Consider the following 22557-nt stretch of genomic DNA (forward strand, 5'->3'; position numbering starts at 1 on the left):
GCCTCGTACGCTATTGCCTGACCGTCGGTGTGAACATCAGGATTCCGCCCCACACTGCGTACGGTGTGCTCCGGGTCATCCCTGATCCGTCTCTCCACCGCCCGGCTCGCCCCGCCGCCGACTCCCTGAGGCGCTTCGCCCCGCAAATCCGCTATTCACCGGTTACTGTCGGGAAGGTATCGGGCGGCCACCGGCGTGGAGCCGGCGGTCGCCCGCCTGGAACAGGGAGAGAGAACGCATGGCAACCGGCACCGTGAAGTGGTTCAACTCGGAAAAGGGCTTCGGCTTCATCGAACAGGATGGTGGTGGCCCGGACGTCTTCGTCCACTACTCGGCGATCGCGACCAGTGGCTACCGGGAGCTGACCGAGGGCCAGAAGGTCGAGTTCGACGTGACCCAGGGGCAGAAGGGGCCGCAGGCGGACAACGTCCGACCGATGTGACCCGTGCCGGGGTGGCGGCGGCCGGCCGGCCCCCACCACACGTCCACCGATCTCGCCTCAGGCGGCCAGCCGCCGCCCGAGTTCCCGCACGACCTGCTCGGCCACGGTCGGCGGGATGGCCGCCGCGATCTCCTCGGGCGTCAGCCCGGCCAGCACACCGGTGATGATCGCCTGCTCGTCGGTGAAGTCGCGGTTGGCCAGCGTCTCCACCGCGGTCTGCAACGCGGTCAACTGCGCGCCCAGGCTCCGCAACGTCGGGTGCCCGACCTGGAACTTCGGGTCGGTGTGGTCCTCACCCGTGGTGGTACGGGTGTACGTCTGCCCGATCGGGTTGCGTCCGTCCAGGACGGTGAGGTTGCGGTGCACGGTCTTGAGCCAGTTGTGCTCCTCGGGGGTCATGTCCGTCTCCTCCTGCTCCAACGTGATGAGTCCGATGGTGGTCAGGTAGCGGCGGAACAGCGGCGTCTGGTCACGTCCCGCCTTGATCGAGTCCCGGAAGAAGCTGAAGTGGGTGTGCCACAGGTGGGAACTGTCGCCGGTGCTGCGCCGCCCCAGCCGGTCCCACCGCCGCACCACCTTGCCGTCCGGTGAATAGATGATCTCGCGGATGTCCCGGGTGTCCGCCGTGTTGGCGACGCACTGGGCCACACACCAGGTCGAGAACGTGGACAGGTCGTGGGTACGACCGCCGCTGGCGACCCGGAACATGCCCACGTCCAGCGCGGCCGCGTCCAGGGTCAGACCGTTGCGGTCCCGGGGCGACTCGACCACCGAGTAGTCGTTGGCGACCACCCGGTCGGACCCGGTGTGGTATCCGCCGCGATGGTTGGCGTCGCCGACGATGCCGACCTCGTTGGGTTCCAGGTCCTCGTCGCGTGCCCGGTTGGGATCGCGGTTGAGGTGCTTGAGCAGCAAGCTGCGGACGGCCATCAGGTTCGCCGGTGCCCGCGTCATGGTTCCCCCCTCTGCTGATTCGTCGGGGGCCGGGCACGGCAGTGACACCGCGTGCGCGGTAGGCAGGCTGTACAAGCGCTCCCGGCCATTGGTTGCACAGCGCCGGGCGTGTTCCCACCATAACCCCACTTCTGGACGAATGCCCAGCTCAGAGGCGGTTTATTCAGCTTGGAATAGGCTGTGAGGCAGAGTGGAGGATCGACAGGACCACTGCGGACGGATGTTCCGGGTCGTGGATGATCTCCCGACGTCCACCACGGAGAGTGACAGCATCACCGAGTGGCTCGCCGGTGCCCGGGTTGCGCGCGTACCGGGGATGGGCCCCGCCGGAGACCTGCAACCGCAACCGGTGCCCGGGGGCGAAACGGTGGGCGGTCGGCCACATCTCCACCGGCACCGTCACCACGCCCGAGGCGTCGCAGGGGAACCGGTGCGGGTCGACGCGGACCAACCCGTCGCACACGTTCCAGGAACGGCCCCGCCGGTCCACGTCGCACAGTCGCACGAAGACGTCCAGATGGTCCAGGTCGCTGCGCAGGTGGATCTCCGCCCGCACCGGGCCGATCACCTCGACCGCCTGCTCCAGCGGATCGGTGGTCCAGGTCAGCACGTCCGGCCGCGCCTCGACCGGACGGTTGTCGAACGGCCCGGCGCGCTGGGCCACCAGCAGCGGGCCACCCAGCGAGGGGGTCGGGTCGGCCGGGTCGTACCAGAAGCCGTCCGGCGGGGACGGCACCGGCGCCGCGGCGCGCAGCGCGAAGCCGGGGTGCAGGTGCCACCGGACGGATCGGGCCGGCGGCGGCCAGTCGGGCAGGTCACGCCACCCGCCGCCGACGCCGCCCACGTGCACCCGCACCGGTGCGTCAGCCGCGGGGTCGGGCGGGGCGGCGGCGGGGGCGTTCAGGTGCTCGTCGAGCCAGCCGAGCCCCTCGCGCAACGCGGCCACGAACAGGCCGGGACTGCCGTGGGTCCACGGCCCCACCACCAACCTCGGACGGACGCCGGTGGCGCGCAGCGCCGCGTAGTCGCGCAACTGGGCGGGCAGGAAGATGTCGTGCCACCCGCTGACCATCGCCACCGGGGTCCGCACCTGGTCGAGCCGGTCGTCGAAGATCCGGGTACGCCAGTAGTCGGCCTGCGGGGTGTGGTGCTCCAGCCACTCCTGGAAGAACGGCACGGTGACCCCGGTGGCGATCCGGTCCGCCTCGACCAGGGGCAGGTGTGCCAGGGCGGCGGCCAGCCGGGGTTGACCCCGTTTCAGCTCCCACTGCCGGGCCAGCCACGGCACGGTCTGCGCCTGGAGCAGCTCCACCCAGGTCAGCACCGTGTCCAGCGCGAAGGACTCGCCCGCGTACGTGGAGTCGCGGGTGGACGAGGCGGTGGCCACCGCGACCATCGCCCGCAGTTCCGGACCCGCGTCGGCGGCCAGCGCCCACTGCACGAAACCCTGGTAGCTGGCGCCGAACATCCCGAACGCGCCCCGCCACCAGGGCTGCCGGCGCAGCCAGTCGAGGGTGTCCAGCCCGTCGTCGCGCTCGAACACGAACGGGTCGAAGGAGCCGCCGGAGCCGAAGGTGCCCCGGCAGGACTGGATGACCACGTGGAATCCACGCTCGGCGGCGAGCCGGCAGAGCAGCCGCATCGGCCCACCCCGCCCGTACGGGGTCCGGATCAGCACGGTCGGCGCGTCGGCCAGGTCGGGGCGGTAGTGGTCGGTCCGCAGGATCACCCCGTCGCGGGTCCGGACCGGGACGTCCCGGGTGACGGTGACCCGACGGGTACGCGCCGGCGGCAACCGCAGCGCGGCCCCGGCGAGCGCCGACGTCAGTCGCTCCCACATCGGGTCAGTCCGTCCGGCGACGGGGCGGCTCGGGTCGGGCGCCGCGGACGGTGTCCCGGTGTTCGCGCAGCGAGACGCCCATCGCGGAGATGAAGCGGTACACCACTTCCAGCTCGTCGTCGCGGAAGCCGCTCATCACCCGGTCGGTGCGCTCGCCCAACGGCCGGAAGAAGTCCATCGCCAGCGCGGCACCGCGGTCGGCGTAGCGGAGCAGGATCTTGCGCCGGTCGGTGGGATCCCGGTCCCGCCGGATGTGCCCACCCCGTTCCAGCCGGTCGATCAGGGCGGTGACCGACCCGGAGGAGATGCCGAGGTGTTCGCCGAGCCGTCCGGGAGTGATCGGCGCGTCGGCCAACTCGGCGTCCATCACCGCGATCAGCGCCTGCAGGTCGGTGACGTTGAGCCCGTGCTGCCCGGCGAAGGCGTGCCCGACGTGCTGGGCGTCCACGCCGTAGCGGCGCAGCTCGGCGGTGATCTCGGCGATCAGCAGGTCCCGGCGGGTATCCCGCCGCCGGTACATCCCCTGAGCCGCCACGTCGCGCCGCTTCCCCTCCCGTACGCCCGCGTCGGAGCATACCCAGCCGGACGTCCACCATCGTTGTCGAGATTCTCACCCCGCCCGTGGTTGCCACTTCTATCTTGATGGGCAAAACTCTCGACTGTCTAGATATCTGTCTGTCGAGAGACCTGTTCGAGGGGCTTCCCGGATGTCCGTGTCAACCCGTGTCGCGCGCAGCCGCCGCGCAGCCTGGCTCACCGTCCTGCTGACGCTCGCCTTCGGGGCGATCGTCTTCGCCCTGCCCACCCCCGAGAACCCGGCGCCGGTCTCCGCCACCGGGCTCTCGGATAGCTGGGAGTCGACCCAGGTCGAGCTACTCCAGGACGAAATACCGCAAAGCGACGTCTCCGCCGCCGTGGTGGTGGTCAGCCGCGACGACGGTGCCCCGCTGACCGACGCCGACCAGGCCGCCATCACCACCGGATCCGCCGGTCTCACCGAGTTCGCCGTCGGCGGCCAGGTCGTCCCGCCCCAGGTCTCCCCCGACGGCACCGTCGCCCTGGTCGTGGTGCCAATGTCCACCGCCGACGGCCAGCAGGCGGTCACCGACCAGGTGGCCGAGCTGCGCGAGACGCTCACCGCACTGCCCGCGGAGCTGACCGTCGAGGTCACCGGCGGCCCCGCCTTCACCGCCGATCTCACCAAGGTCTTCGAGGGCGCCGACCTCACCCTGCTCGCCTTCACCGCCGCCGTCGTCGCGGTCCTGCTGCTGGTCACCTACCGCAGCCCACTGCTCTGGCTGGTCCCGTTGACCATCGTGGCGGCCACCGAGCAGCTCACCCTGCGCGCCCTGGACACCCTCATCCCGGCGGTCGGCATCAACTTCGCCGGTGGCGCCGTCACCGGCATCGCCAGCGTCCTCGTCTTCGGCGCCGCCACCAACTACGCCCTGCTGCTCATCGCCCGCTACCGCGAGGAACTCCGCCGCGAGGAGGACCGCTTCGTCGCGATGCGCAAGGCCCTGCGCCGCACCGCCGAACCGATCCTGGCCAGCGGCGGCACCGTCATGCTCGGCGTACTCACGCTGCTGCTCAGCGAGCGGGAACTCAACCGGGCCCTCGCCGTGGCCTGCGCCACCGGCATCCTGCTCGCGATGGCCTCGGCGCTGCTGGTACTGCCCGCCGCCCTGGTGCTCGGCGGACGCCGCCTGTTCTGGCCGCTGGTGCCCGAGGTCGGCAGCGTCGGCCGCGAAGGCCGGATCTGGGGCCGCCTCGGCACCGCCGTGATCCGCCGCCCGGTGCCCGTCGCGGCGCTGGCCACCCTGCTGCTGGCCGCCCTCGCCCTCGGCGGGCTGGGCCTGCGCACCGGCCTGTCCGAGACCGCGCAGTTCCGGGTCGAGCCGGAGGCGGTGGCCGGCGCACAGACCCTCGGCCGGGCCTTCCCCGCCGGCACCACCCAACCCGTCGCGGTGATGACCAACCCCGACGCCGTTGCGGCCGTCACCGAGGCCGCCACCGCCGTCGACGGGGTCGCCTCCGCCCGCCCCGGCCCGGCCGGAGACGCCGTCGCCCAGATCGACGTCGTCCTCGACGCCGAACCCGGCACCGCCGCCTCGAACCGCACCCTGGTCGCGCTGCGCGACGCCGTCGCCGCGGTACCCGACTCGGCACCCCCGGCCCCGTCCGGCGTCGACGACCTCTCCGGCGCCGTGGTCGGCGGCAGCCTCGCCGGAGACTACGACTCCGCCGCCGCCGACGACCGGGACCTGCGGATGATCCTGCCGCTGATCCTGCTGCTGGTCGGTGCGGTGCTCGTCCTGCTGCTCCGCGGCATCGTCGCCCCGGTGCTGCTGGTGGTCACCGTGGTCGCGTCGTACTTCGCCAGCCTCGGCGGCGCGTGGCTGCTCTTCGACCACGTCCTGGGCTTCCCGGCGCTGGACACCACGGTGCCGCTACTGGCCTTCGTCTTCCTCGTCGCGCTCGGCGTGGACTACAACATCTTCCTGGTCACCCGGGCCCGGGAGGACGCCCGCACCACGGGCACCCGGGAGGGCATGCTCTCCGCGCTCCGCGCCACCGGCGGCGTCATCACCAGCGCCGGCATCCTGCTCGCCGCCGTGTTCGCGCTGCTCGGCGTGCTGCCGCTGATCACGCTGACCCAGATCGGCATCATCGTCTGCCTCGGCGTCCTGCTGGACACCCTGCTCGTGCGCACGGTCGTCGTGCCGGCGCTGGCGTTCCTGCTCGGCGAGAGGTTCTGGTGGCCCGGCCGGATCACCCGCGATCAGAACCCCAGGCAGACGCACTCCGACATGAGCGCCCGTACGTTGCGCACGTAACCCGGATTCGGGATGGCCAGCGGCTGTCCCGGCCGGGCCACCGCCCCGTGACCGAAGTTGTACGCGGCGATGACCGCGTTGAGCAGACAGGAGTCCAGTACGCCCGAGGTGCACAGGCTGGCGTCCAGCCGGTAGTCGGCGTCGAAGTACATGTCACCGATGTACTTGGTGAGCCAGGCCAGATAGGTGCCGCCGAGGTAGGCGTTGTCCCGGTAGTCCCACACGTCGTAGTTCTGCCCGAACCGCTGGTTCATCCAGGTCGCGGTGTCCGGCATCACCTGCATCAGGCCGATGCCCTCGTCGCAGGCGACGATGTTGGACTGCCACCCGCTCTCCTGCCAGGCGGTCGCCTTGATCAGATCCAACGGAACGCGGATGTCCGGCGCGGAGGTCGGCCAGTACGTCCGACCTGCCGCGTCGGTCAGCGCCGCCTTGACCTGCGCCCGGCTGGCCTGCTCGCCCTTGTACGTGGGCCGGCAGCCACTGGGCGCGGGCTTCGGCTGCTTCGGCGGCACGTTGGTCTCCGTCGGCGGCTTCGGCACCCGGCGGGGCGCCGGGGCGCTGCGTCGCGGCGTCGGCCGGACACTCACCGACGGCGACGACGACGCGGCAGCCGACCGGGGCGCGGCCCCCATCGACTGAACCGCCTTCGGCGTCGGACTCGCCTCGTCCGGGCCTTCCGACCCGTCAGCCTCCGTCGGCTCAGTCGACTCCGTCGGCAACGCGACCGGCGCGGGCACCTCCGCAGCGGGAGCGTCCACTCTGGCGCAACCACCCCCGGTCGCCAGCAACAGCGCGGCGAGCAACGCGACGCCCAGCCTGGTGACGCTCCGTCCCATGTCGACCCCCTTCGGCAGTGACGAGCCCGCCGCACCCTAACAGCCACCGGCCGTGATCCGCGGCCCGCACATCCACCCCGCCCAGGTCAACCCCCTCGCGGCTACACCGTCGGGCCGAAACCCGGATCGCGCCCCGGCCCGGCCGTCACCGCCCGGTCCCGAGTGGCCCACGCCACCATGAACACCGCCGGCCACGCCGCCCCCAGCAACACCGCCCCCACCGTCCCGCTGGCCGTGCTCATCCCCAGATAGAGCCGCGCCCCGCCGATGGCGACCACCCCGACCGCCGCGACCGTCCAGGCCGCCACCGCCAACGGCCACCGCGCCCCCCGCGACAGCAACCACGCCAGCGTGCACAGGCTGGCGGTGACCACCACGTTCTGCGTGGAAAACAGCACCGTCCGACCTCCGGCGGCCAGGTCGGCCACCACCGCCAGCACCACCAACGGCACGAACGCGCCGACCGTGCCGACCACACTGAGCAGGTCCGCCTGCCACGGCCGGTGCCGCCACGCCTGCACCAGCGCCACCACCGCCACCACCACGATCAGCGACGACCCCCGAAGCACCGACACCGCCGCCTGCGTCGCCTCCACCGCGTCCGGCGTCCGCCGCGCCGCGAACCACCCCGCGATCGCCCCGTCCACCAGCGAGAGACCGCTGTGCCGGACCACCGTCCGCAACGCCCAGGCGATGACCAGACCGACCACGAACAGCAGCACCACGCCGACCGCCAGGTTCGCCAGCAACGCCCACGCCGGACCGAGCCGCAGACTGAGCAGGAAGAACAGCAGCCCGTACCGGGCCGACAGCCAGCGCAACGGCGGCAGCCGCGCGGCCCGCGTCAACAACGCCCGCGCCGGATCCGGATTACGCCCCAGCCACCGCCCGACCAGCACCACCGCGAGCAGCGCGGCGATCAGCACCAGCACCGCGCCGGTGGCCCGCCCGAGCAGCCGGGACACCGTCTCGTACGACTCGCCCGCCAGATGCCCGACCAGCACGGACCCACCCACCCAGGTCGCCACCCCGGCCAGGTTCCACGGCACGAACCGGCGGTACGGCATGCCCGCCGCACCCGCCAGCCGGGGCACCAGCGTCCGGGCGAACGCCACCCAGCGGGCGGTCAGCACCCCCCGGCCGCCCATCCGGTCGAGCATCGCGTCCGCCCGGGCCCACCGCTGCGGTCCCACCCGCACCCCCCAGCGACTCGCCCGCAACCGGGGCCCGTAGCGCTGCCCGGCCCGGAACGCCACCGCGTCCCCCGCCGCCGCCGCGACGACCATCGCCACCAACGCCGGACCGAGCCGCAACGTCCCGGTGTACGTGAGGAAGCCCACCAACAGCAGCGTGGCCTCCCCGGGCGCGACCAACCCGACGAGCAGCGCCGTCTCGGCCGCGACCACCAGCGCCGCCACCACGTAGATCAGACCCGGTGGCAGGTTCTGCACCGAGTTCAGCAGGTCGTGCACGGCGCCCCCGGATCACCTCGGCAGGACTGCCCTGCAAGTGTGACAGTGCTCTCCGTCACCGCGCGGCCCCACTCTCCGGTGACCCCGACGCCACGCGGCTACCGACCAGGCGGGAGGATGGAGCTCATGCAGCTGCGCACCGACCTTCGCAACGTCGCCATCATCGCTCACGTCGACCACGGCAAGACCACCCTGGTCGATGCCATGTTGCGGCAGGCCGGCGCCTATGGCGCCCGGGGCGAGGTGACCGAGCGGGTGATGGACTCGATGGACCTCGAACGCGAGAAGGGCATCACCATCCTCGCCAAGAACACCGGCGTGCGCTACCTGCCGGCGGACGGCTCCGACCCGGTCACCATCAACATCATCGACACCCCCGGCCACGCCGACTTCGGCGGTGAGGTCGAGCGCGGCCTGACCATGGTCGACGGTGTGGTGCTGCTGGTCGACGCCAGCGAGGGCCCGCTGCCGCAGACCCGCTTCGTGCTCCGCAAGGCCCTCAAGGCCCGGATGCCGATCATCCTCGTGATCAACAAGGTGGACCGCCCCGACGCCCGCATCAAGGAGGTCGTCGACGACACCTACGAGCTCTTCCTCGACCTCGACGCCGACGAGGAGCAGATCGACTTCCCGATCGTCTACGCCTGCGCCCGCGACGGCATCGCCTCGCTGACCCAGCCCGCCGACGGCTCCGTACCCCAGGACAGCCCCAACCTGGAGCCGCTGTTCCGCACCCTGCTGGACACCATCCCGCCGCCCGCGTACGACGAGCAGGCACCCCTGCAGGCCCACGTGACCAACCTCGACGCCTCCCCGTTCCTCGGCCGCCTCGCGCTGTGCCGGGTCCGGCAGGGCACCATCGCCAAGGGCCAGACCGTGGCCTGGTGCCGCACCGACGGCAGCACCCAGCGGGTCCGCATCTCCGAGCTGCTGATGACCGAGGGCCTGGAGCGCAAGCCCGCCGACTCGGCCGGCCCGGGCGACATCATCGCCGTCGCCGGAATCCCGGAGATCATGATCGGCGAGACCCTCGCCGACGCGGAGAACCCGAAGGCCCTGCCGCTGATCACCGTCGACGAACCGGCCATCTCGATGACCATCGGCACCAACACCTCGCCGCTGGTCGGCCGGGTCAAGGGTGCCAAGGTCACCGCCCGCATGGTCAAGGACCGGCTCGACAAGGAACTCATCGGCAACGTGTCGCTGCGGGTACTGCCCACCGAGCGCCCGGACGCCTGGGAGGTGCAGGGCCGAGGCGAACTGGCCCTGGCGATCCTGGTCGAGCAGATGCGCCGCGAGTCCTTCGAGCTGACCGTCGGCAAGCCGCAGGTGGTCACCCGCGAGATCGACGGCCGCACCTGCGAGCCGGTGGAACGGCTCACCATCGACTCGCCCGACGACTACCTCGGCGCGATCACCCAGCTCCTGGCCACCCGCAAGGGCCGGATGGAGCAACTGGTCAACCACGGCACCGGCTGGATCCGGATGGAGTGGCTGGTCCCGGCGCGCGGCCTGATCGGCTTCCGCACCGAGTTCCTCACCGAGACCCGCGGCACCGGCATCCTGCACCACGTCTTCGAGTCGTACGAGCCGTGGTTCGGTGAGCTGCGCACCCGCAACAACGGCTCGCTGGTCGCCGACCGGGCCGGCGCGGTCACCGCCTTCGCGATGACCAACCTCCAGGAGCGCGGCCAGCTCTTCGTCGAGCCCACCACCGAGGTGTACGAGGGCATGATCGTCGGGGAGAACTCCCGCTCCGACGACATGGACGTCAACATCACCAAGGAGAAGAAGCTCACCAACATGCGCTCCTCCACCGCCGACGAGACCGAGAAGCTGATCCCGCCGCGCAAGCTGTCGCTGGAGCAGGCCCTCGAGTTCTGCCGCGAGGACGAGTGCGTCGAGGTCACCCCCGTCGCCGTACGCATCCGCAAGGTCGTGCTCGACCAGACCCAGCGGGCGCGCACCGCCGCCCGCCGCAAGCACGCCGGCTGACCCCTGCCATGTCCGCCGACGACCTCGACGCGCGGCTGGACCGGGAACCCGGCACGATCTCGGTGTACGCGGGGCGCCTCGACGCCCCGCCCACCTGGACCCGACACGCCGAGGCCACCCACTACGCGGCGAGCACCATGAAACTCGCGGTGCTCGCCGCGCTGCACCGCACCGCCGAGACCGGACGGCTCGACCTGGACACCCCGGTGCCGGTCCGCAACCGGTTCACCTCCGCCCTGCCGGACGCGCCCGCGTACTCCTGCGTCCGGGAGTACGACAACGACCAGGACGTCTGGGACCGGCTCGGGCGGGAGGAACCGCTGCGCTGGCTCGCCGAACGCATGATCGTCCGGTCCAGCAACCTCGCCACGAACCTGGTCCTCGAACACGTCGGCCGTCCCGCCGTCGCCGAGGTCTGGGCGGCGGCCGGCGCCCGGCACAGCGTCACCACCCGGGGCATCGAGGACCTCGCCGCCCGTGACGCGGGCATCACCAACCTGGTCACCGCCGACGACCTGGCCGCCCTGCTGCGCGCCGTCGCCGTCGGCGCCACCCGTCCCGGACCGATCGCCGCACCCGCCGCCTGCGCCGCGATGCTCGACGTGCTCTGCGCCCAACAGGTCCGCCAGGACATCGCCGAGGGCCTGCCCGCCAGCACCCGGCTGGCCCACAAGAACGGCTGGGTACGCGGAGTACGCCACGGCGCCGCGGTGGTCTTCCCCGCCGATGCCGCGCCCTACCTGCTGGTGGTCTGCACCACCACCCCGCTGACCGAGGCACAGCCCAGCGGCCCGGCCGACGCACACGCCCGCCGACTGGTCGCCGACATCTCCGCCCGGCTGTGGCGCGACCGCCACCACCTCACTCCAACAGGTGCGCCCGCACCGCCGCCACCGTCTCGTCGGTGACCCCCAGCCCGGCGCGCAGGTACGCGTCGAACGGCCCGTGCACCCGCCGCATCGCCTCGATCAGCACCTCGCGCGCCCCCGACCAGAACTCCGAGGTCCCGCGCGTCGGGCGCACCCACGAGCCGCCAGTCCCGTTCCAGGCCCACGTTCTCACCCTTCCCCGCACGGTCACCGGCCCACCAGTGTGCCCGGTCCGACGATCACCGCGGCACGCCCGGTCCGGACGACCCGGCCGATCGGAGTAAAGATGCGGACTGAGGATTGTCGATCGGCGGAAAGTTTCCTATCGTCCGGAGCCAGGGGTGCAACCGGCCTGGGGGTGGGCGTGCGACACGGTGCCGAAGCGCGGGTCGCCGTCGCCACCCTCTGGCGATCTCCCGACGAGGTGCGGGCGGTCGACGCCCCGGCGCTCGGCACACCCGCCGAGGTCGGGGCGTGGGTCGCCGGTGTGCGTGCATCGGGTGGCCCGGCACACGCCGCCTACAGCTTCCTAGGAGGCTAGGTGTCGTGGGTGGCCGGGGCAGCGGATCGGCCAGGGACCACCCGACTCGGCGCCCACCACCGACGAACCAGGCCCGCACCGGCGGGCTCAGCCACCGCCAGTGCGCCACCGGATCGGCCCGGACCGCCGTGCCGGAGACCGGCACCGTGCGCCGGTCCGGGTCCACGCAGACCGCCACCGCGTCGAAGCGCCGGGCCAGTTCCGTGCCGTACTCCTCGGAGGAGAAGACCGCGTCCACCGGCTCGATGCCCGCCCCGGCGACGCTGAACGCCGTGCTGGTGAGCCAGTCGATCACAGGTCCTCCCGGTCCTTCGCGCGCTCACCCTGGAGCGCCGACCGGCGGCGGAACAGACCCCTGCGCCCACCGCCACCCGCCCGCCGTGCGAGGCTGCTGACATGGTGCTTGAAGTCGCGCTGATCGACGTGATCCCGGGGCAGGAGGACGAGTTCGCCGCCGCGTACCGCACGGCGCACCCGGTCCTGCGTGACACCCCGGGCTGCCGCTCGGTCCGGATGACCCGGGGAGTCGAGTCCCCCACCCGGTTCGTGCTGCTGGTCGAGTGGGACTCGGTCGAGGCGCACGAGGTCAACTTCCGGCAGACCGACCGCTTCGCGCAGTGGCGCGGGCTGATCGGTCCGTACTTCGCCGGTCCACCGCTCGTCGAGCACTTCGACGACGTACCCGCCTGAGGGCGCGCCGTCGGCGTCCCGGCGGAAATTGTCGTACCCCTCGTCTACCGTGCACCGCGATGCGCGGCTGCCGGTCCCGACGGGCTCGGGGGCGCGCCGGGCCCGGCGGCCGCGCGTCACCGCACGGTCGTCCGCGCCCGGCGCACCCCGTTGCGTCGTGGGCGGCGGCGCGGGTCAGCCGGCGAGCCGCTCCGTGTCGCGCTCCACGGTCGACATCTCCCCGACCGGGTCGGCGGGCCGGGGGATCTCCGGCCCCTCCGCCTGCCGGGCCAGCACCGACGCGGTCTCGACGGCCGGCAACGCCGCCGCGGAGAGCCAGTCGACCATCCGTTCGTAGCGCGCGATGTCGGCCTCGGCGACCAACCGCAGGTCGGTGGTGAGCGTCTCCACCATCACCGTGCGGGGATCCGCCGGATCGGGGAACACGTACCAGGAGAAGCCCGCCAGCGGATGCACACCCTCGTGCGGCGGGGTGTCGCCGGGCACCAGCCGGATCGTGACGTGCGGCAGCTCCGTCAGCGCCACCAGGTGCCACAACTGCTCCCGCCAGACGTCCTCCGGCAGACCTCCGGGGGCGCAGACCCGCTCGTCCAGCAGGGCCGTGTAGTGCGGCGGATCGGCCCGGCGCAGCACCTGCTGCCGCAGCCCCCGCGCCCGCACCTCGGCCTCCAGGTCCAACTCGGGCGCGATCAGCGCGGCGGCGGTCAGCCGCAGCCGGGCGTACGCCGGAGTCTGCACCAGCCCGGGCAGCACCGAGGGTTGGTATTCGACGATGCCGGCCGCACCCGCCTCCAGCTCCGCGTACGCGCGTTGTCGCTCCCCCATCTCACCCAGCGCGCGGGACCAGCCGCGACCGGCCGCCGCGTCCCGGGCGATGACGATCAACGCCTCACGCTGCGGTGCCGGCACCTGGTAGACGTCGAGAAGGTCGAGCACGTCGGCCAGATCCGGCCGACTCTGACCCAGCTCGATGCGCGACAACTTGGATGTGGACGCCCACCCGAGCTGGCCACAGACCTGCTCCAAGGTGAGCGACTCCCCGCGGCGAAGCTGGCGCAGCTCTGCGCCGAGCCGTACCCGGCGGATGACAGGACTTGCTGACAACGGCATCCCGGCCTCCCCACCGTGGGAGAGTACGCAGGACAGTCACGCACGGCAATACCTCGCTCGCGCTATGCAACGAACCGATATCGCCGCGCGCCACCACATCCGCCCCGGGCGTCAGGTCACCCCGGCGGCGTCCATCCCCCGCAACTCCTTCTTGAGGTCGGCGACCTCGTCGCGGATCCGGGCGGCCAACTCGAACTGCAACTCCCGCGCGGCGGCCAGCATCTGGTCGTTGAGCTCCTGGATGAGCTGCGCCAACTCGGCCCGCGCCATGCCCTCACGAGCCGGGGTGGCCGCACCGCCCCGGCTCCGGCTGCGGGTTTCCTTGACCGGCGCCTTGCCCCGCGACAACTGGCGCACCGCACCGCCGACCCGGGTCGCCTCGGTGTCCTCCGCCTCGCGATAGATGTCGTCGAGAATGTCGTGGATCTTCTTACGCAACGGCTCGGGACTGATCCCGTGCGCCTCGTTGTGCGCGATCTGCTTGGCCCGCCGCCGGTCGGTCTCCTCGATCGCGTCCGCCATCGACGGCGTGATCTTGTCGGCGTACATGTGGACCTGACCGGAGACGTTACGGGCCGCGCGACCGATGGTCTGGATCAACGACCGGCCGCTGCGCAGGAAGCCCTCCTTGTCCGCGTCCAGGATCGCCACCAGCGACACCTCGGGCAGGTCCAGGCCCTCGCGCAGCAGGTTGATGCCGACCAGCACGTCGTAGTCGCCCCGCCGCAACTCCCGCAGCAACTCGACCCGACGCAACGTGTCGACCTCGGAGTGCAGATACCGCACCCGGATGCCGTTCTCCAGCAGGTAGTCCGACAGGTCCTCGGCCATCTTCTTGGTCAACGTGGTGACCAGGACCCGCTCGTCGCGCTCGGTGCGCAGCTTGATCTCGTGCATCAGGTCGTCGATCTGGCCCTTGGTGGGCTTGACCACGACCTCCGGGTCCACCAGGCCGGTCGGACGGATCACCTGCTCCACGAACTCGCCCTGGGCGTGCTCCAGCTCCCACGGCCCGGGGGTGGCCGACAGGAAGACCATCTGGCCGACCCGCTCCAGGAACTCGTCGAACCGCAACGGGCGGTTGTCGGCGGCGCTGGGCAGCCGGAACCCGTGGTCGATCAGCATCCGCTTACGCGAGGCGTCGCCCTCGAACATGCCGCCGATCTGCGGGATCGTCACGTGCGACTCGTCGACGACGGTGAGGAAGTCGTCGGGGAAGTAGTCGAGCAGACAGTGCGGTGGGCTGCCGGGCAACCGGCCGTCGATGTGCATCGAGTAGTTCTCGATGCCGGAGCAGAAGCCCACCTGCCGCATCATCTCGATGTCGTACGTGGTCCGCATCCGCAGCCGCTGCGCCTCCAGCAGCTTGCCCTGCCGCTCCAGCTCGGCCAGGCGCTCGCCCAACTCGGTCTCGATGTCGCGGATCGCCCGCTCCATCCGCTCCGGCCCGGCCGCGTAGTGCGTCGCCGGGAAGATCAGCAGATGGTCGACCTCGCGCACCACGTCCCCGGTGAGCGGGTTGAGGTAGTAGAGCTTCTCCACCTCGTCGCCGAACAGCTCGATGCGGATGGCGAGTTCCTCGTACGCCGGGATGATCTCCAACGTGTCACCGCGGACCCGGAACGTGCCGCGCTGGAAGGCCATGTCGTTGCGGGCGTACTGGATGTCGACCAGCCGGCGCAGCAACTGGTCCCGGTCGAACTCCTGGCCGACGGCGACCCGCACCGCGCGGTCCAGGTATTCCTCGGGGGTGCCCAGCCCGTAGATCGCCGAGACGGTCGCCACCACCACCACGTCGCGCCGGGTGAGCAGCGACATGGTGGCCGAGTGCCGCAGCCGCTCGACCTCCTCGTTGATCGAGGAGTCCTTCTCGATGTACGTGTCGGTCTGCGGGATGTACGCCTCGGGCTGGTAGTAGTCGTAGTACGAGACGAAGTACTCCACCGCGTTGTCCGGCAACAGCTCGCTGAACTCCTTGGCGAGCTGGGCGCAGAGCGTCTTGTTGGGCGCCAGCACCAGCGTGGGCCGTTGCAGCCGCTCGACCAGCCAGGCGGTCGTGGCGCTCTTGCCGGTGCCGGTCGCGCCGAGCAGCACCGTGTGCCGGTCGCCACGACGGACCCGTCGCTCCAGGTCGTCGATCGCCGCCGGCTGGTCACCGGCCGGCTGGAACTCGCTGACGACCTGGAAACGGCCGTCCAGCCGGGGAATGTCGAGCGCCATGAGGTCAACCGTACGCCGGGGGACCGACACTGCGCCGCGACTACAGGCGGCACCTGATCGGCTTCGATATTCGCATTGTGTGGTTCTTCTCACCCGGCTACGCTTTTTCCGTAGGCCGCTCGCGGCGGCCGACCGGGCCGGTGGCGGGCCCCACAGGCCACGCCGCCCCCGGCACCGAAGGCCGCAGCACCCGGCATGCCCGGCGTGCGCGCCCGACGTGGTCGCGCCGAACGCGCAGACCGGCCGCCGCGAGCGCCGCCACCTCGTCACCCCAGCCCGGTCCGCCCCGTTCAACCTCCCGTGAAGGACACCTCACGACCGGCCTCCGACGACACCGGCCCCGACGACCCGGCCGACGCGCACACCCCGCCTCAGGCGCGCACCACCGACGCCCACACCCGGCCTGACGCGACCAACCGGCCCGGCCGCCCGACGGACGGCCCGACCGGGCGGGGCGACCGCCGCCACCGGGCCGGTGCCCGCCGGCACCGCGCCGGCACCGCCCCACCGGAGATCCTCGGCCTGACCGGGCCCGACCCGGCCACCGGTGCACCGCGACCGCGCCCCGGCGTGCGCCGGGCGGCCCTGGTGCACGGCATGCTCGACCCGGCGGCCGGCAACCCGGCCGAGGACGACGACCTCGCCGGGGCGCACCAGGAGGCCGAGCAGTCCCGGCAGACCGCCGCCCGGCGCCGCCGCGTCGTCCTGGCCGCGCTCGCCCTGACCGCCGCGGCCTCCGCCGTCACCCTGGTCGCGACGCTGGTGAACTGGGAACCCGCCGCACCACCCGCCCGCGCGCTGACCGCAGCCGAGCGGGACCGGTTGGCCGCCATGCGGGTCGTCAACTACCGGGACGTCCGGGCCGGGCTGCACCTGACGGTGACCGGCACCACCGGCCGCACCGACCTGCTCGGCTGGGTGGACTGGTCCCGCCGACTGGTCTACCTCGACGTCAGCGGCCCCGGCGCCGGCCCGCTGCGCGGACTGGTCCAGGCCACCCCCACGGTGACCGTGGTCCGCCCCGACCCGGAGGCGATGTCGACCCCCGCCATGCCACCGCTGCTGCCCCCGGGCGACGGCTGGCGACTGCCCGCCGACCGGACCCTCGACCCGGTGCTGGGCCTGGTCTTCGACCTGGCCCGCGACCGGCCGGAGCCCGCCGACGGGGTGTCCGGCCGCTGGCTGCGACGCGAGCAGGTCGGCGGCGAGCAGGTCGACGTGCTGGAGACGGCTCTGCCGCGCCCCGCCGCGTCCGGCACCACCGCCCCGACCGGCGACACCGCCCCGACCGGATCGCCCACCGCCGCGCCCCGCACCGCCCCCGGCGACCCCGCCCGGTACTGGCTGGACGTCGCGGGACGGCTGCACCGGGTCGAGACCGCCCTGCCCGGCGTCGGCGAGGTGCAACTCCAGGTGCACCGGGCCGACCGGCCCACGCTGCGCCCCGTCGACGCGCTCGGCGGTCGCCCCGGACTGCCCCGTGCCCTCACCACCGCCGAACGGAACCGTTGGCACCGGCTGCCCGCCCGGCTCCGCGCCGCCGGTGGCGCCACCGCCACCCTGGTCGGCCCGGTCGACATCGGCCTGGACCTGCGCGGCGCCGGCTGGTTGAGCTGGACGGCGGGCACCGCGTACCTGGGCGTCACCGCACTCGACGCCACGGACCGCCGCGTGCTGGTCCGGCACGACCGGCGCACGGTGGCGCGGATCGAGACCCGGTCCGCCACGGACCCGGCGGCACGGCCGCCGCTGCCGCCTCCGGCCACCGGCTGGCGGACCGGCCCGCACCCCACCTCGGCGCTGGACCCGCTGGTCACCGCCGCGCTGCGGGCCGCCCGAGGCACCGGCCCGCAGGGCGGCACCCGGCGGATCCGCGGCGACAGCCACGCCGGTGTGCCGGTGGACGTCGTCGAGGTCGACACCGCCCCGGGACCGACCCGCTACTGGATCGACCGCACCGGACTGCTGCGCCGGCTGGAGGCCCGTACGCCGGCCGGAGCCTGGGCACAGCTCGACCTCACCACCGGGCGGGTGCCCCGGCTGACCCCGCCGACCTGAACCACCCGGACGGTCAGGGACGCCACCCGGTCTGGGCGGCCCACTCCTCGGCCCGCAGGTGCTCCTCGTCGAACCACGGGTCCTTCGCCGTGGCGTACGCACCGCTCTCCGGCGCGGAGGCGGCCAACTCCCGCTTGAGTCCCAGGTACGCGGCCCGCCGGTCCGGATCGGCACGCAGGTGGTCACGCATCAGCAGGGCATACCGCCAGCCGGGCGAGCCGGCCTCCCGGATGTGCAGGTGCACCGGGCGGCCCGGGTCGGCGCTGCCGTGCAGCCGCTTCGCCCACCGGCCACCGCCGGTGCGCGCGGTGTCCCACCACTCGCCGGGCAGCCGGGGAAAACCGGCGTCGGCGAGCCGGTCGGCCATCGGGCCGTCCGCCTCGGCCAACGACGACACACTGAGCTGGATGTCGATGACGTCCTTGGCCGCCAGGCCGGTGACCGCGGTCGACCCGATGTGGTCCACGCGCAGGTCGGCGGGGGCGACCGCGTGCCGGATCCGGGCGGCGAGCCGCGCGTACTGCTGCGGCCAGGTCGGGTCGGGTTCGGCCAGGCGTGCCCGGTCCAGCCGGACCGGCCGACGCCGCCGCAGGTTGACCTCGTAGGGCACCAGCCGGTCGCGCCAGAGCGCGTCGACCGACGCGTGCAGGTCGTCGAGGGTGCCGTCGTTGCCGAGCAGCACGTCCGCCGCCGCCGCGCGGCGGGCGTCGTCGGCCTGCGCGGCGATCCGCCGCTCCGCCTCGGCCCGGCTCATCCCCCGGTCGCGGGCCAACCGGCGCAGCCGGGTCTCCACCTCGGTGCGCACCACGACCACCAGGTGGTACGTGGCGGCCAGTCCCACCTCCACCAGCAGCGGTACGTCGTTGACCACCACGGCGTCCGGTGGTGCCGCGGCGACCAGTTCCGCCGTACGGGCCCGCACCCGGCCGTGCACGATGGCCTCCAGGCGGCGGCGGGCCGACTCGTCGGCGAAGACCAGTTCGCCCAGGGCGGGCCGGTCCAGGGCGCCGTCGGCGTCGAGTACCCGTTCGGAGAAGGCGGCGACGACCTCGGCCAGCCCGTCGGTGCCGGGAGCGACGACCTCCCGCGCGATCCGGTCGGCGTCGACGAGCACCGCCCCGCGCTCGACCAGCCGACGCGCCACCGCGCTCTTACCCGAGCCGATCCCGCCGGTGAGTCCGATCTTCAACACGGCACCAGTCAACCTGACCAGGGCGGCTGCGCCAAGCCCGCGAGGCGGGGTCGCCTCAGCGTGCCGGTCGACGGCGAGGGCCCCGCCTCGACCCGGTTGATCCAGGTCGGGGCGGGGCCCGTCGTCGTCAGCAGCGGGTCACTTACCGCCGGCGAGCTTCTCCCGCAGAGCGGCGAGCGCCTCGTCGGTGGCCAGGGTGCCCGCGGGCTCCTCGGCCTGCCGGCTCGGGGCCGCGCTGGTCGAGGTGGTGGTGCCGGTCGGGGCGGGCTGCGGGTTGGCAGCGGCCTCGGCCTCGGCGGCCCGAGAGGTCTGCACCTGCTTCTGGTGCGCCTCCCACCGCTGCCGCGCCTCGGCGTACTGGTTCTCCCAGGTCTCGCGCTGCTTGTCGTACCCCTCGAGCCACTCGCCCGTCTCCGGGTCGAAGCCCTCCGGGTAGATGTAGTTGCCCTCGTTGTCGTACGTGGCAGCCATGCCGTAGAGGGTCGGGTCGAAGTGCTCCTCGCCCTCGACGAAGCCCTCGTTGGCCTGCTTGAGCGACAGCGAGATCCGGCGACGCTCCAGGTCGATGTCGATGACCTTGACCATGACCTCGGAGCCGACCTGCACGACCTGCTCGGGGATCTCCACGTGGCGCTCGGCCAGCTCGGAGATGTGCACCAGGCCCTCGATACCGTCGTCGACGCGGACGAACGCACCGAACGGCACGAGCTTGGTGACCTTACCCGGCACGATCTGCTGGATCGCGTGGGTGCGGGCGAACTGCCGCCACGGGTCCTCCTGGGTCGCCTTCAGCGACAGCGAGACCCGCTCGCGGTCCAGGTCGACGTCCAGGACCTCGACCTCGACCTCCTGGCCCACCTCGACCACCTCGGAGGGGTGGTCGATGTGCTTCCAGGACAGCTCGGAGACGTGCACCAGACCGTCCACGCCGCCGAGGTCGACGAACGCGCCGAAGTTGACGATCGAGGAGACGACGCCCTTGCGGACCTGCCCCTTCTGGAGCTTGTTGAGGAACTCGGTGCGCACCTCGGACTGCGTCTGCTCCAGCCAGGCACGGCGGGACAGCACCACGTTGTTGCGGTTCTTGTCCAGCTCGATGATCTTGGCTTCGAGCTCGCGGCCGACGTACGGCTGCAGGTCGCGCACGCGCCGCATCTCGACCAGGGAGGCGGGCAGGAAGCCGCGCAGCCCGATGTCGAGGATGAGGCCACCCTTGACCACCTCGATGACCGAACCGCGGACGACACCGTCCTCGTCCTTGATCTTCTCGATCGTGCCCCAGGCCCGCTCGTACTGCGCCCGCTTCTTGGAGAGGATCAGCCGCCCCTCCTTGTCCTCCTTCTGGAGGACCAGGGCCTCGATGTGGTCACCGACCGAGACGACCTCTGCCGGGTCCACGTCGTGCTTGATCGACAACTCACGAGAGGGGATGACGCCCTCGGTCTTGTAGCCGATGTCGAGCAGGACCTCGTCCCGATCGACCTTGACGACGGTGCCTTCGACAATGTCGCCGTCGTTGAAGTACTTGATGGTCTCGTCGATCGCGGCGAGGAAAGCCTCCTCAGAGCCGAGATCGTCGACGGTGACCTTGGTGGCGCTCGAGGGGGCCTCGATGCTGCTCGTCATGTGGGCGGTTGCTCCGGTCGGATGGTGTGTCACAGCAGGCTGGTGTCGCGGTGACCTGTGCGCGCCAACGGATCCGCCGGCGGACCCACCACCCGGAAATCGCTGAACGAGATCTTGATGTGACTCCGTCGACCGCGCACCTGCTCCCTGCCGAGACACGCGATCCGCGAGCGCATCGTCTACCCTACCCGCTGCATTACCACAGCGTGCAAGCCCTCCCGTCTGCTCATCACCTCACCACCCGCGAAAGCGGAGATTTCGGCCAGCCGACACCACGACACCCCGGCCCACCGCCGTCCCACCCCTTCCGGACGCCTAGCGTGAGCGGGTGAACGACGACAACCGGGTGACCCGGCGCCGGGTCGGCGACGCCGAGATCCGCCGCGCCAACCGCCACTGGTGGGACACCGACGCCGACGCCTACCAGGCCGAACACGGGACCTTCCTGGGCGACGTGGACTTCGTCTGGTGCCCGGAGGGGCTGCGCGAGGCCGACGCCCGGTTGCTCGGCGAGACGGCCGGACGCCGGGTGCTGGAGGTCGGCTGCGGCGCGGCGTCCTGCGCCCGCTGGCTGGCCACCCAGGGCGCCCACCCGGTCGCGGTGGACCTGTCCGCCGGCATGTTGCGCCACGCCGCGCGCGCCGCCGACCGCAGCGGGGTACGCGTACCGCTGGCCCAGGCCGACGCGCTGGCGCTGCCCTTCGCCGACGGCAGCTTCGACATCGCCTGCACGGCGTTCGGCGCGGTGCCGTTCGTCGACGACTCGGCGGCCCTGATGCGCGAGGTGCACCGGGTCCTGCGTCCCGGCGGACGCTGGGTCTTCTCGGTCACCCACCCGATGCGCTGGATCTTCCTCGACGACCCCGGCGAGGGCGGGCTCACCGCCGTGCACTCCTACTTCGACCGGCAGCCGTACGTCGAGCAGGACGAGACCGGCGTGGCCACCTACGTCGAGCAGCACCGCACCCTCGGCGACCGGGTCCGCGAACTGGTCGGTGCCGGGTTCGACCTGGTGGACCTGGTGGAGCCGGAGTGGCCGGCGGGACACGAGGGGATCTGGGGGCAGTGGAGTCCGCTGCGCGGCCGACTCTTCCCCGGCAGCGCGATCTTCGTCGCCGAGCGGGGCGCCTGATCCTGCCCCGCCGACGTCGGGTCGAGCGTCGTTTCCGCCCCACGCCCGCGGGTAACCCGCGCCATGGCCGAGAAGGAGTTCCGCCGAGGCGACCACGTCTCCTGGGCCAGCCACAGCGGCCGGGCGCACGGCGTGGTGCAGGAGAAGCTGACCGGACGCACCCGGGTGCGCGGGCACACCGTGAACGCGTCGCCGCAGGCCCCGCAGTACCGCGTCCGCAACGACGACTCGGGCCGGGACGTCGCCCACCACCCGGAGGTGCTGCGCCGTGAGCGGGACTGACGACCAGCAGACCTACCGGGAGTTCACCGAGGCGGTGAACATGAAGCCCGGTGAACTCCAGCAGTGGCTGGAGACGCCGGAGTCCAAGCACGTCGGCTGGCAGAAGAAGGGGACCGAGGGCGGCGAGTCGGTCGGCCACGAGTCCGGCCGCAGGATCGTCGACCTGCTCCGCCGCAAACGCGACCAGCTCAGCGCCGCCGACTACAAGCACATGCGCAAGGTCGTCGGTTACGTCCGGCGACACATGGCGCAGCGGCCCAGCGGCGACGTACGCGACACCCGCTGGCGGTACTCGCTGATGAACTGGGGCCATGATCCGGTCAAGGCCCCGCTGCCCCCGCCCGGTGGCCCGTCCCGGAAGGCACTGGAACGACACGGCAGCCCACCGAAGAACCGGCGCGGCCCGGCCCGCTGAGGCGCGGCTTGACCCTGCCACTGACGGCAGGGTCCGACGATCG

19 protein-coding genes are annotated in these 22557 nt (G+C 72.4%); 9 read left to right on the plus strand and 10 right to left on the minus strand.

Going from position 1 to position 22557, the window contains the following annotated elements; all coding sequences use genetic code 11:
* The first annotated feature begins 238 nt into the window (after positions 1-238).
* On the plus strand, positions 239-442 hold the full coding sequence (locus ACQVFL_RS21715) for a cold-shock protein (protein ID WP_396692878.1): 204 nt from the start codon (positions 239-241) through the stop codon (positions 440-442).
* 57 nt (positions 443-499) lie between these two features.
* Here ACQVFL_RS21715 and ACQVFL_RS21720 read toward each other — a convergent pair whose 3' ends face one another.
* From ACQVFL_RS21720 to ACQVFL_RS21730, 3 genes are all read right to left on the minus strand, one after another.
* The gene (locus tag ACQVFL_RS21720) at positions 500-1396 is read right to left on the minus strand and encodes a hypothetical protein (RefSeq protein WP_431727491.1); all 897 of its coding nucleotides are present in this window, start codon (positions 1394-1396) and stop codon (positions 500-502) included.
* Positions 1397-1559: 163 nt separating this feature from the next.
* On the minus strand, positions 1560-3236 hold the full coding sequence (locus tag ACQVFL_RS21725; RefSeq protein WP_396692882.1) for a CocE/NonD family hydrolase: 1677 nt from the start codon (positions 3234-3236) through the stop codon (positions 1560-1562).
* A gap of 4 nt (positions 3237-3240) precedes the next feature.
* Positions 3241-3756 (minus strand): MarR family winged helix-turn-helix transcriptional regulator, encoded by a 516-nt coding sequence (locus ACQVFL_RS21730; RefSeq protein ID WP_396693500.1) that lies wholly within the window; start codon positions 3754-3756, stop codon positions 3241-3243.
* A 187-nt stretch (positions 3757-3943) separates the two neighbouring features.
* Between ACQVFL_RS21730 and ACQVFL_RS21735 the strand changes: the two genes are divergently transcribed.
* Positions 3944-6073, plus strand: coding sequence for an MMPL family transporter (locus ACQVFL_RS21735; protein WP_431727492.1), 2130 nt, complete (start codon positions 3944-3946; stop codon positions 6071-6073).
* On the opposite strand, the gene ACQVFL_RS21740 is transcribed toward ACQVFL_RS21735, so the two are convergent.
* Both ACQVFL_RS21740 and ACQVFL_RS21745 read right to left on the minus strand, forming a co-directional pair.
* Positions 6019-6912: a transglycosylase SLT domain-containing protein gene (locus ACQVFL_RS21740; RefSeq protein ID WP_431727493.1), complete on the minus strand. Its 894-nt coding sequence runs from the start codon at positions 6910-6912 to the stop codon at positions 6019-6021. The genes ACQVFL_RS21735 and ACQVFL_RS21740 overlap by 55 nt on opposite strands.
* Before the next feature lie 101 nt (positions 6913-7013).
* Entirely contained in the window at positions 7014-8384 is a 1371-nt protein-coding gene (locus ACQVFL_RS21745; RefSeq protein ID WP_396692888.1) for a DedA family protein, read from the minus strand.
* A gap of 126 nt (positions 8385-8510) precedes the next feature.
* Here ACQVFL_RS21745 and typA point away from each other — a divergent pair, with 126 nt between their 5' ends.
* Positions 8511-10379, plus strand: a complete 1869-nt coding sequence (gene typA / locus ACQVFL_RS21750; RefSeq protein ID WP_396692890.1) for a translational GTPase TypA — start codon at positions 8511-8513, stop codon at positions 10377-10379.
* Between the two features lie 8 nt (positions 10380-10387).
* Entirely contained in the window at positions 10388-11287 is a 900-nt protein-coding gene (locus tag ACQVFL_RS21755) for a serine hydrolase (protein WP_431727494.1), read from the plus strand.
* Here ACQVFL_RS21755 and ACQVFL_RS21760 read toward each other — a convergent pair.
* The gene (locus ACQVFL_RS21760; protein ID WP_431727495.1) at positions 11241-11441 is read right to left on the minus strand and encodes a tyrosine-protein phosphatase; all 201 of its coding nucleotides are present in this window, start codon (positions 11439-11441) and stop codon (positions 11241-11243) included. The genes ACQVFL_RS21755 and ACQVFL_RS21760 overlap by 47 nt on opposite strands.
* A 744-nt stretch (positions 11442-12185) precedes the next feature.
* Here ACQVFL_RS21760 and ACQVFL_RS21765 point away from each other — a divergent pair.
* The gene (locus tag ACQVFL_RS21765; protein ID WP_396692896.1) at positions 12186-12479 is read left to right on the plus strand and encodes an antibiotic biosynthesis monooxygenase family protein; all 294 of its coding nucleotides are present in this window, start codon (positions 12186-12188) and stop codon (positions 12477-12479) included.
* A gap of 174 nt (positions 12480-12653) precedes the next feature.
* Here the strand turns inward: ACQVFL_RS21765 and ACQVFL_RS21770 are convergent, their stop codons facing one another.
* Together ACQVFL_RS21770 and uvrB are read right to left on the minus strand one after the other, a co-directional pair.
* On the minus strand, positions 12654-13589 hold the full coding sequence (locus ACQVFL_RS21770) for a helix-turn-helix domain-containing protein (protein ID WP_431727496.1): 936 nt from the start codon (positions 13587-13589) through the stop codon (positions 12654-12656).
* Between the two features lie 111 nt (positions 13590-13700).
* Positions 13701-15809: an excinuclease ABC subunit UvrB gene (gene uvrB / locus ACQVFL_RS21775; protein ID WP_396692900.1), complete on the minus strand. Its 2109-nt coding sequence runs from the start codon at positions 15807-15809 to the stop codon at positions 13701-13703.
* A gap of 300 nt (positions 15810-16109) precedes the next feature.
* Here uvrB and ACQVFL_RS21780 point away from each other — a divergent pair, with 300 nt between their 5' ends.
* A complete protein-coding gene (locus ACQVFL_RS21780; protein WP_431727497.1) occupies positions 16110-17867 on the plus strand; it encodes a hypothetical protein in 1758 nt (585 codons plus the stop codon).
* A gap of 13 nt (positions 17868-17880) precedes the next feature.
* Here the strand turns inward: ACQVFL_RS21780 and coaE are convergent, their stop codons facing one another.
* Positions 17881-19059, minus strand: a complete 1179-nt coding sequence (coaE, locus tag ACQVFL_RS21785) for a dephospho-CoA kinase (RefSeq protein ID WP_431727498.1) — start codon at positions 19057-19059, stop codon at positions 17881-17883.
* A gap of 138 nt (positions 19060-19197) precedes the next feature.
* On the minus strand, positions 19198-20685 hold the full coding sequence (gene rpsA, locus ACQVFL_RS21790) for a 30S ribosomal protein S1 (protein ID WP_117227135.1): 1488 nt from the start codon (positions 20683-20685) through the stop codon (positions 19198-19200).
* Positions 20686-21013: 328 nt separating this feature from the next.
* On the opposite strand from rpsA, the gene ACQVFL_RS21795 reads away from it, so the two are divergent.
* The 3 genes from ACQVFL_RS21795 to ACQVFL_RS21805 all read left to right on the plus strand — a co-directional run bounded on the left by ACQVFL_RS21795 (position 21014) and on the right by ACQVFL_RS21805 (position 22514).
* Positions 21014-21817 carry a class I SAM-dependent methyltransferase gene (locus tag ACQVFL_RS21795; RefSeq protein WP_431727499.1) on the plus strand — a complete coding sequence of 268 codons (804 nt, stop codon included), beginning with the start codon at positions 21014-21016 and terminating at the stop codon, positions 21815-21817.
* A 63-nt stretch (positions 21818-21880) separates the two neighbouring features.
* Positions 21881-22099 (plus strand): DUF2945 domain-containing protein, encoded by a 219-nt coding sequence (locus tag ACQVFL_RS21800; RefSeq protein ID WP_431727500.1) that lies wholly within the window; start codon positions 21881-21883, stop codon positions 22097-22099.
* Positions 22086-22514 carry a DUF3140 domain-containing protein gene (locus tag ACQVFL_RS21805; RefSeq protein ID WP_396692910.1) on the plus strand — a complete coding sequence of 143 codons (429 nt, stop codon included), beginning with the start codon at positions 22086-22088 and terminating at the stop codon, positions 22512-22514. Before ACQVFL_RS21800 ends, ACQVFL_RS21805 begins: the two co-directional genes overlap by 14 nt.
* Positions 22515-22557: the final 43 nt, after the last annotated feature.

Source organism: Verrucosispora sp. TAA-831, from assembly GCF_050780145.1.
Taxonomy (GTDB): Bacteria; Actinomycetota; Actinomycetes; order Mycobacteriales; family Micromonosporaceae; genus Micromonospora.

Coding starts and splice junctions, on each gene's coding strand:
- ACQVFL_RS21715 (WP_396692878.1), top strand. CDS start 239: ATGGCAACCGGCACCGTGAAGTGGTTCAACTCGGAAAAGGGCTTCGGC.
- ACQVFL_RS21720 (WP_431727491.1), bottom strand. CDS start 1,396: ATGACGCGGGCACCGGCGAACCTGATGGCCGTCCGCAGCTTGCTGCTC.
- ACQVFL_RS21725 (WP_396692882.1), bottom strand. CDS start 3,236: ATGTGGGAGCGACTGACGTCGGCGCTCGCCGGGGCCGCGCTGCGGTTG.
- ACQVFL_RS21730 (WP_396693500.1), bottom strand. CDS start 3,756: ATGTACCGGCGGCGGGATACCCGCCGGGACCTGCTGATCGCCGAGATC.
- ACQVFL_RS21735 (WP_431727492.1), top strand. CDS start 3,944: ATGTCCGTGTCAACCCGTGTCGCGCGCAGCCGCCGCGCAGCCTGGCTC.
- ACQVFL_RS21740 (WP_431727493.1), bottom strand. CDS start 6,912: ATGGGACGGAGCGTCACCAGGCTGGGCGTCGCGTTGCTCGCCGCGCTG.
- typA (WP_396692890.1), top strand. CDS start 8,511: ATGCAGCTGCGCACCGACCTTCGCAACGTCGCCATCATCGCTCACGTC.
- ACQVFL_RS21755 (WP_431727494.1), top strand. CDS start 10,388: ATGTCCGCCGACGACCTCGACGCGCGGCTGGACCGGGAACCCGGCACG.
- ACQVFL_RS21765 (WP_396692896.1), top strand. CDS start 12,186: ATGGTGCTTGAAGTCGCGCTGATCGACGTGATCCCGGGGCAGGAGGAC.
- ACQVFL_RS21770 (WP_431727496.1), bottom strand. CDS start 13,589: ATGCCGTTGTCAGCAAGTCCTGTCATCCGCCGGGTACGGCTCGGCGCA.
- uvrB (WP_396692900.1), bottom strand. CDS start 15,809: ATGGCGCTCGACATTCCCCGGCTGGACGGCCGTTTCCAGGTCGTCAGC.
- rpsA (WP_117227135.1), bottom strand. CDS start 20,685: ATGACGAGCAGCATCGAGGCCCCCTCGAGCGCCACCAAGGTCACCGTC.
- ACQVFL_RS21800 (WP_431727500.1), top strand. CDS start 21,881: ATGGCCGAGAAGGAGTTCCGCCGAGGCGACCACGTCTCCTGGGCCAGC.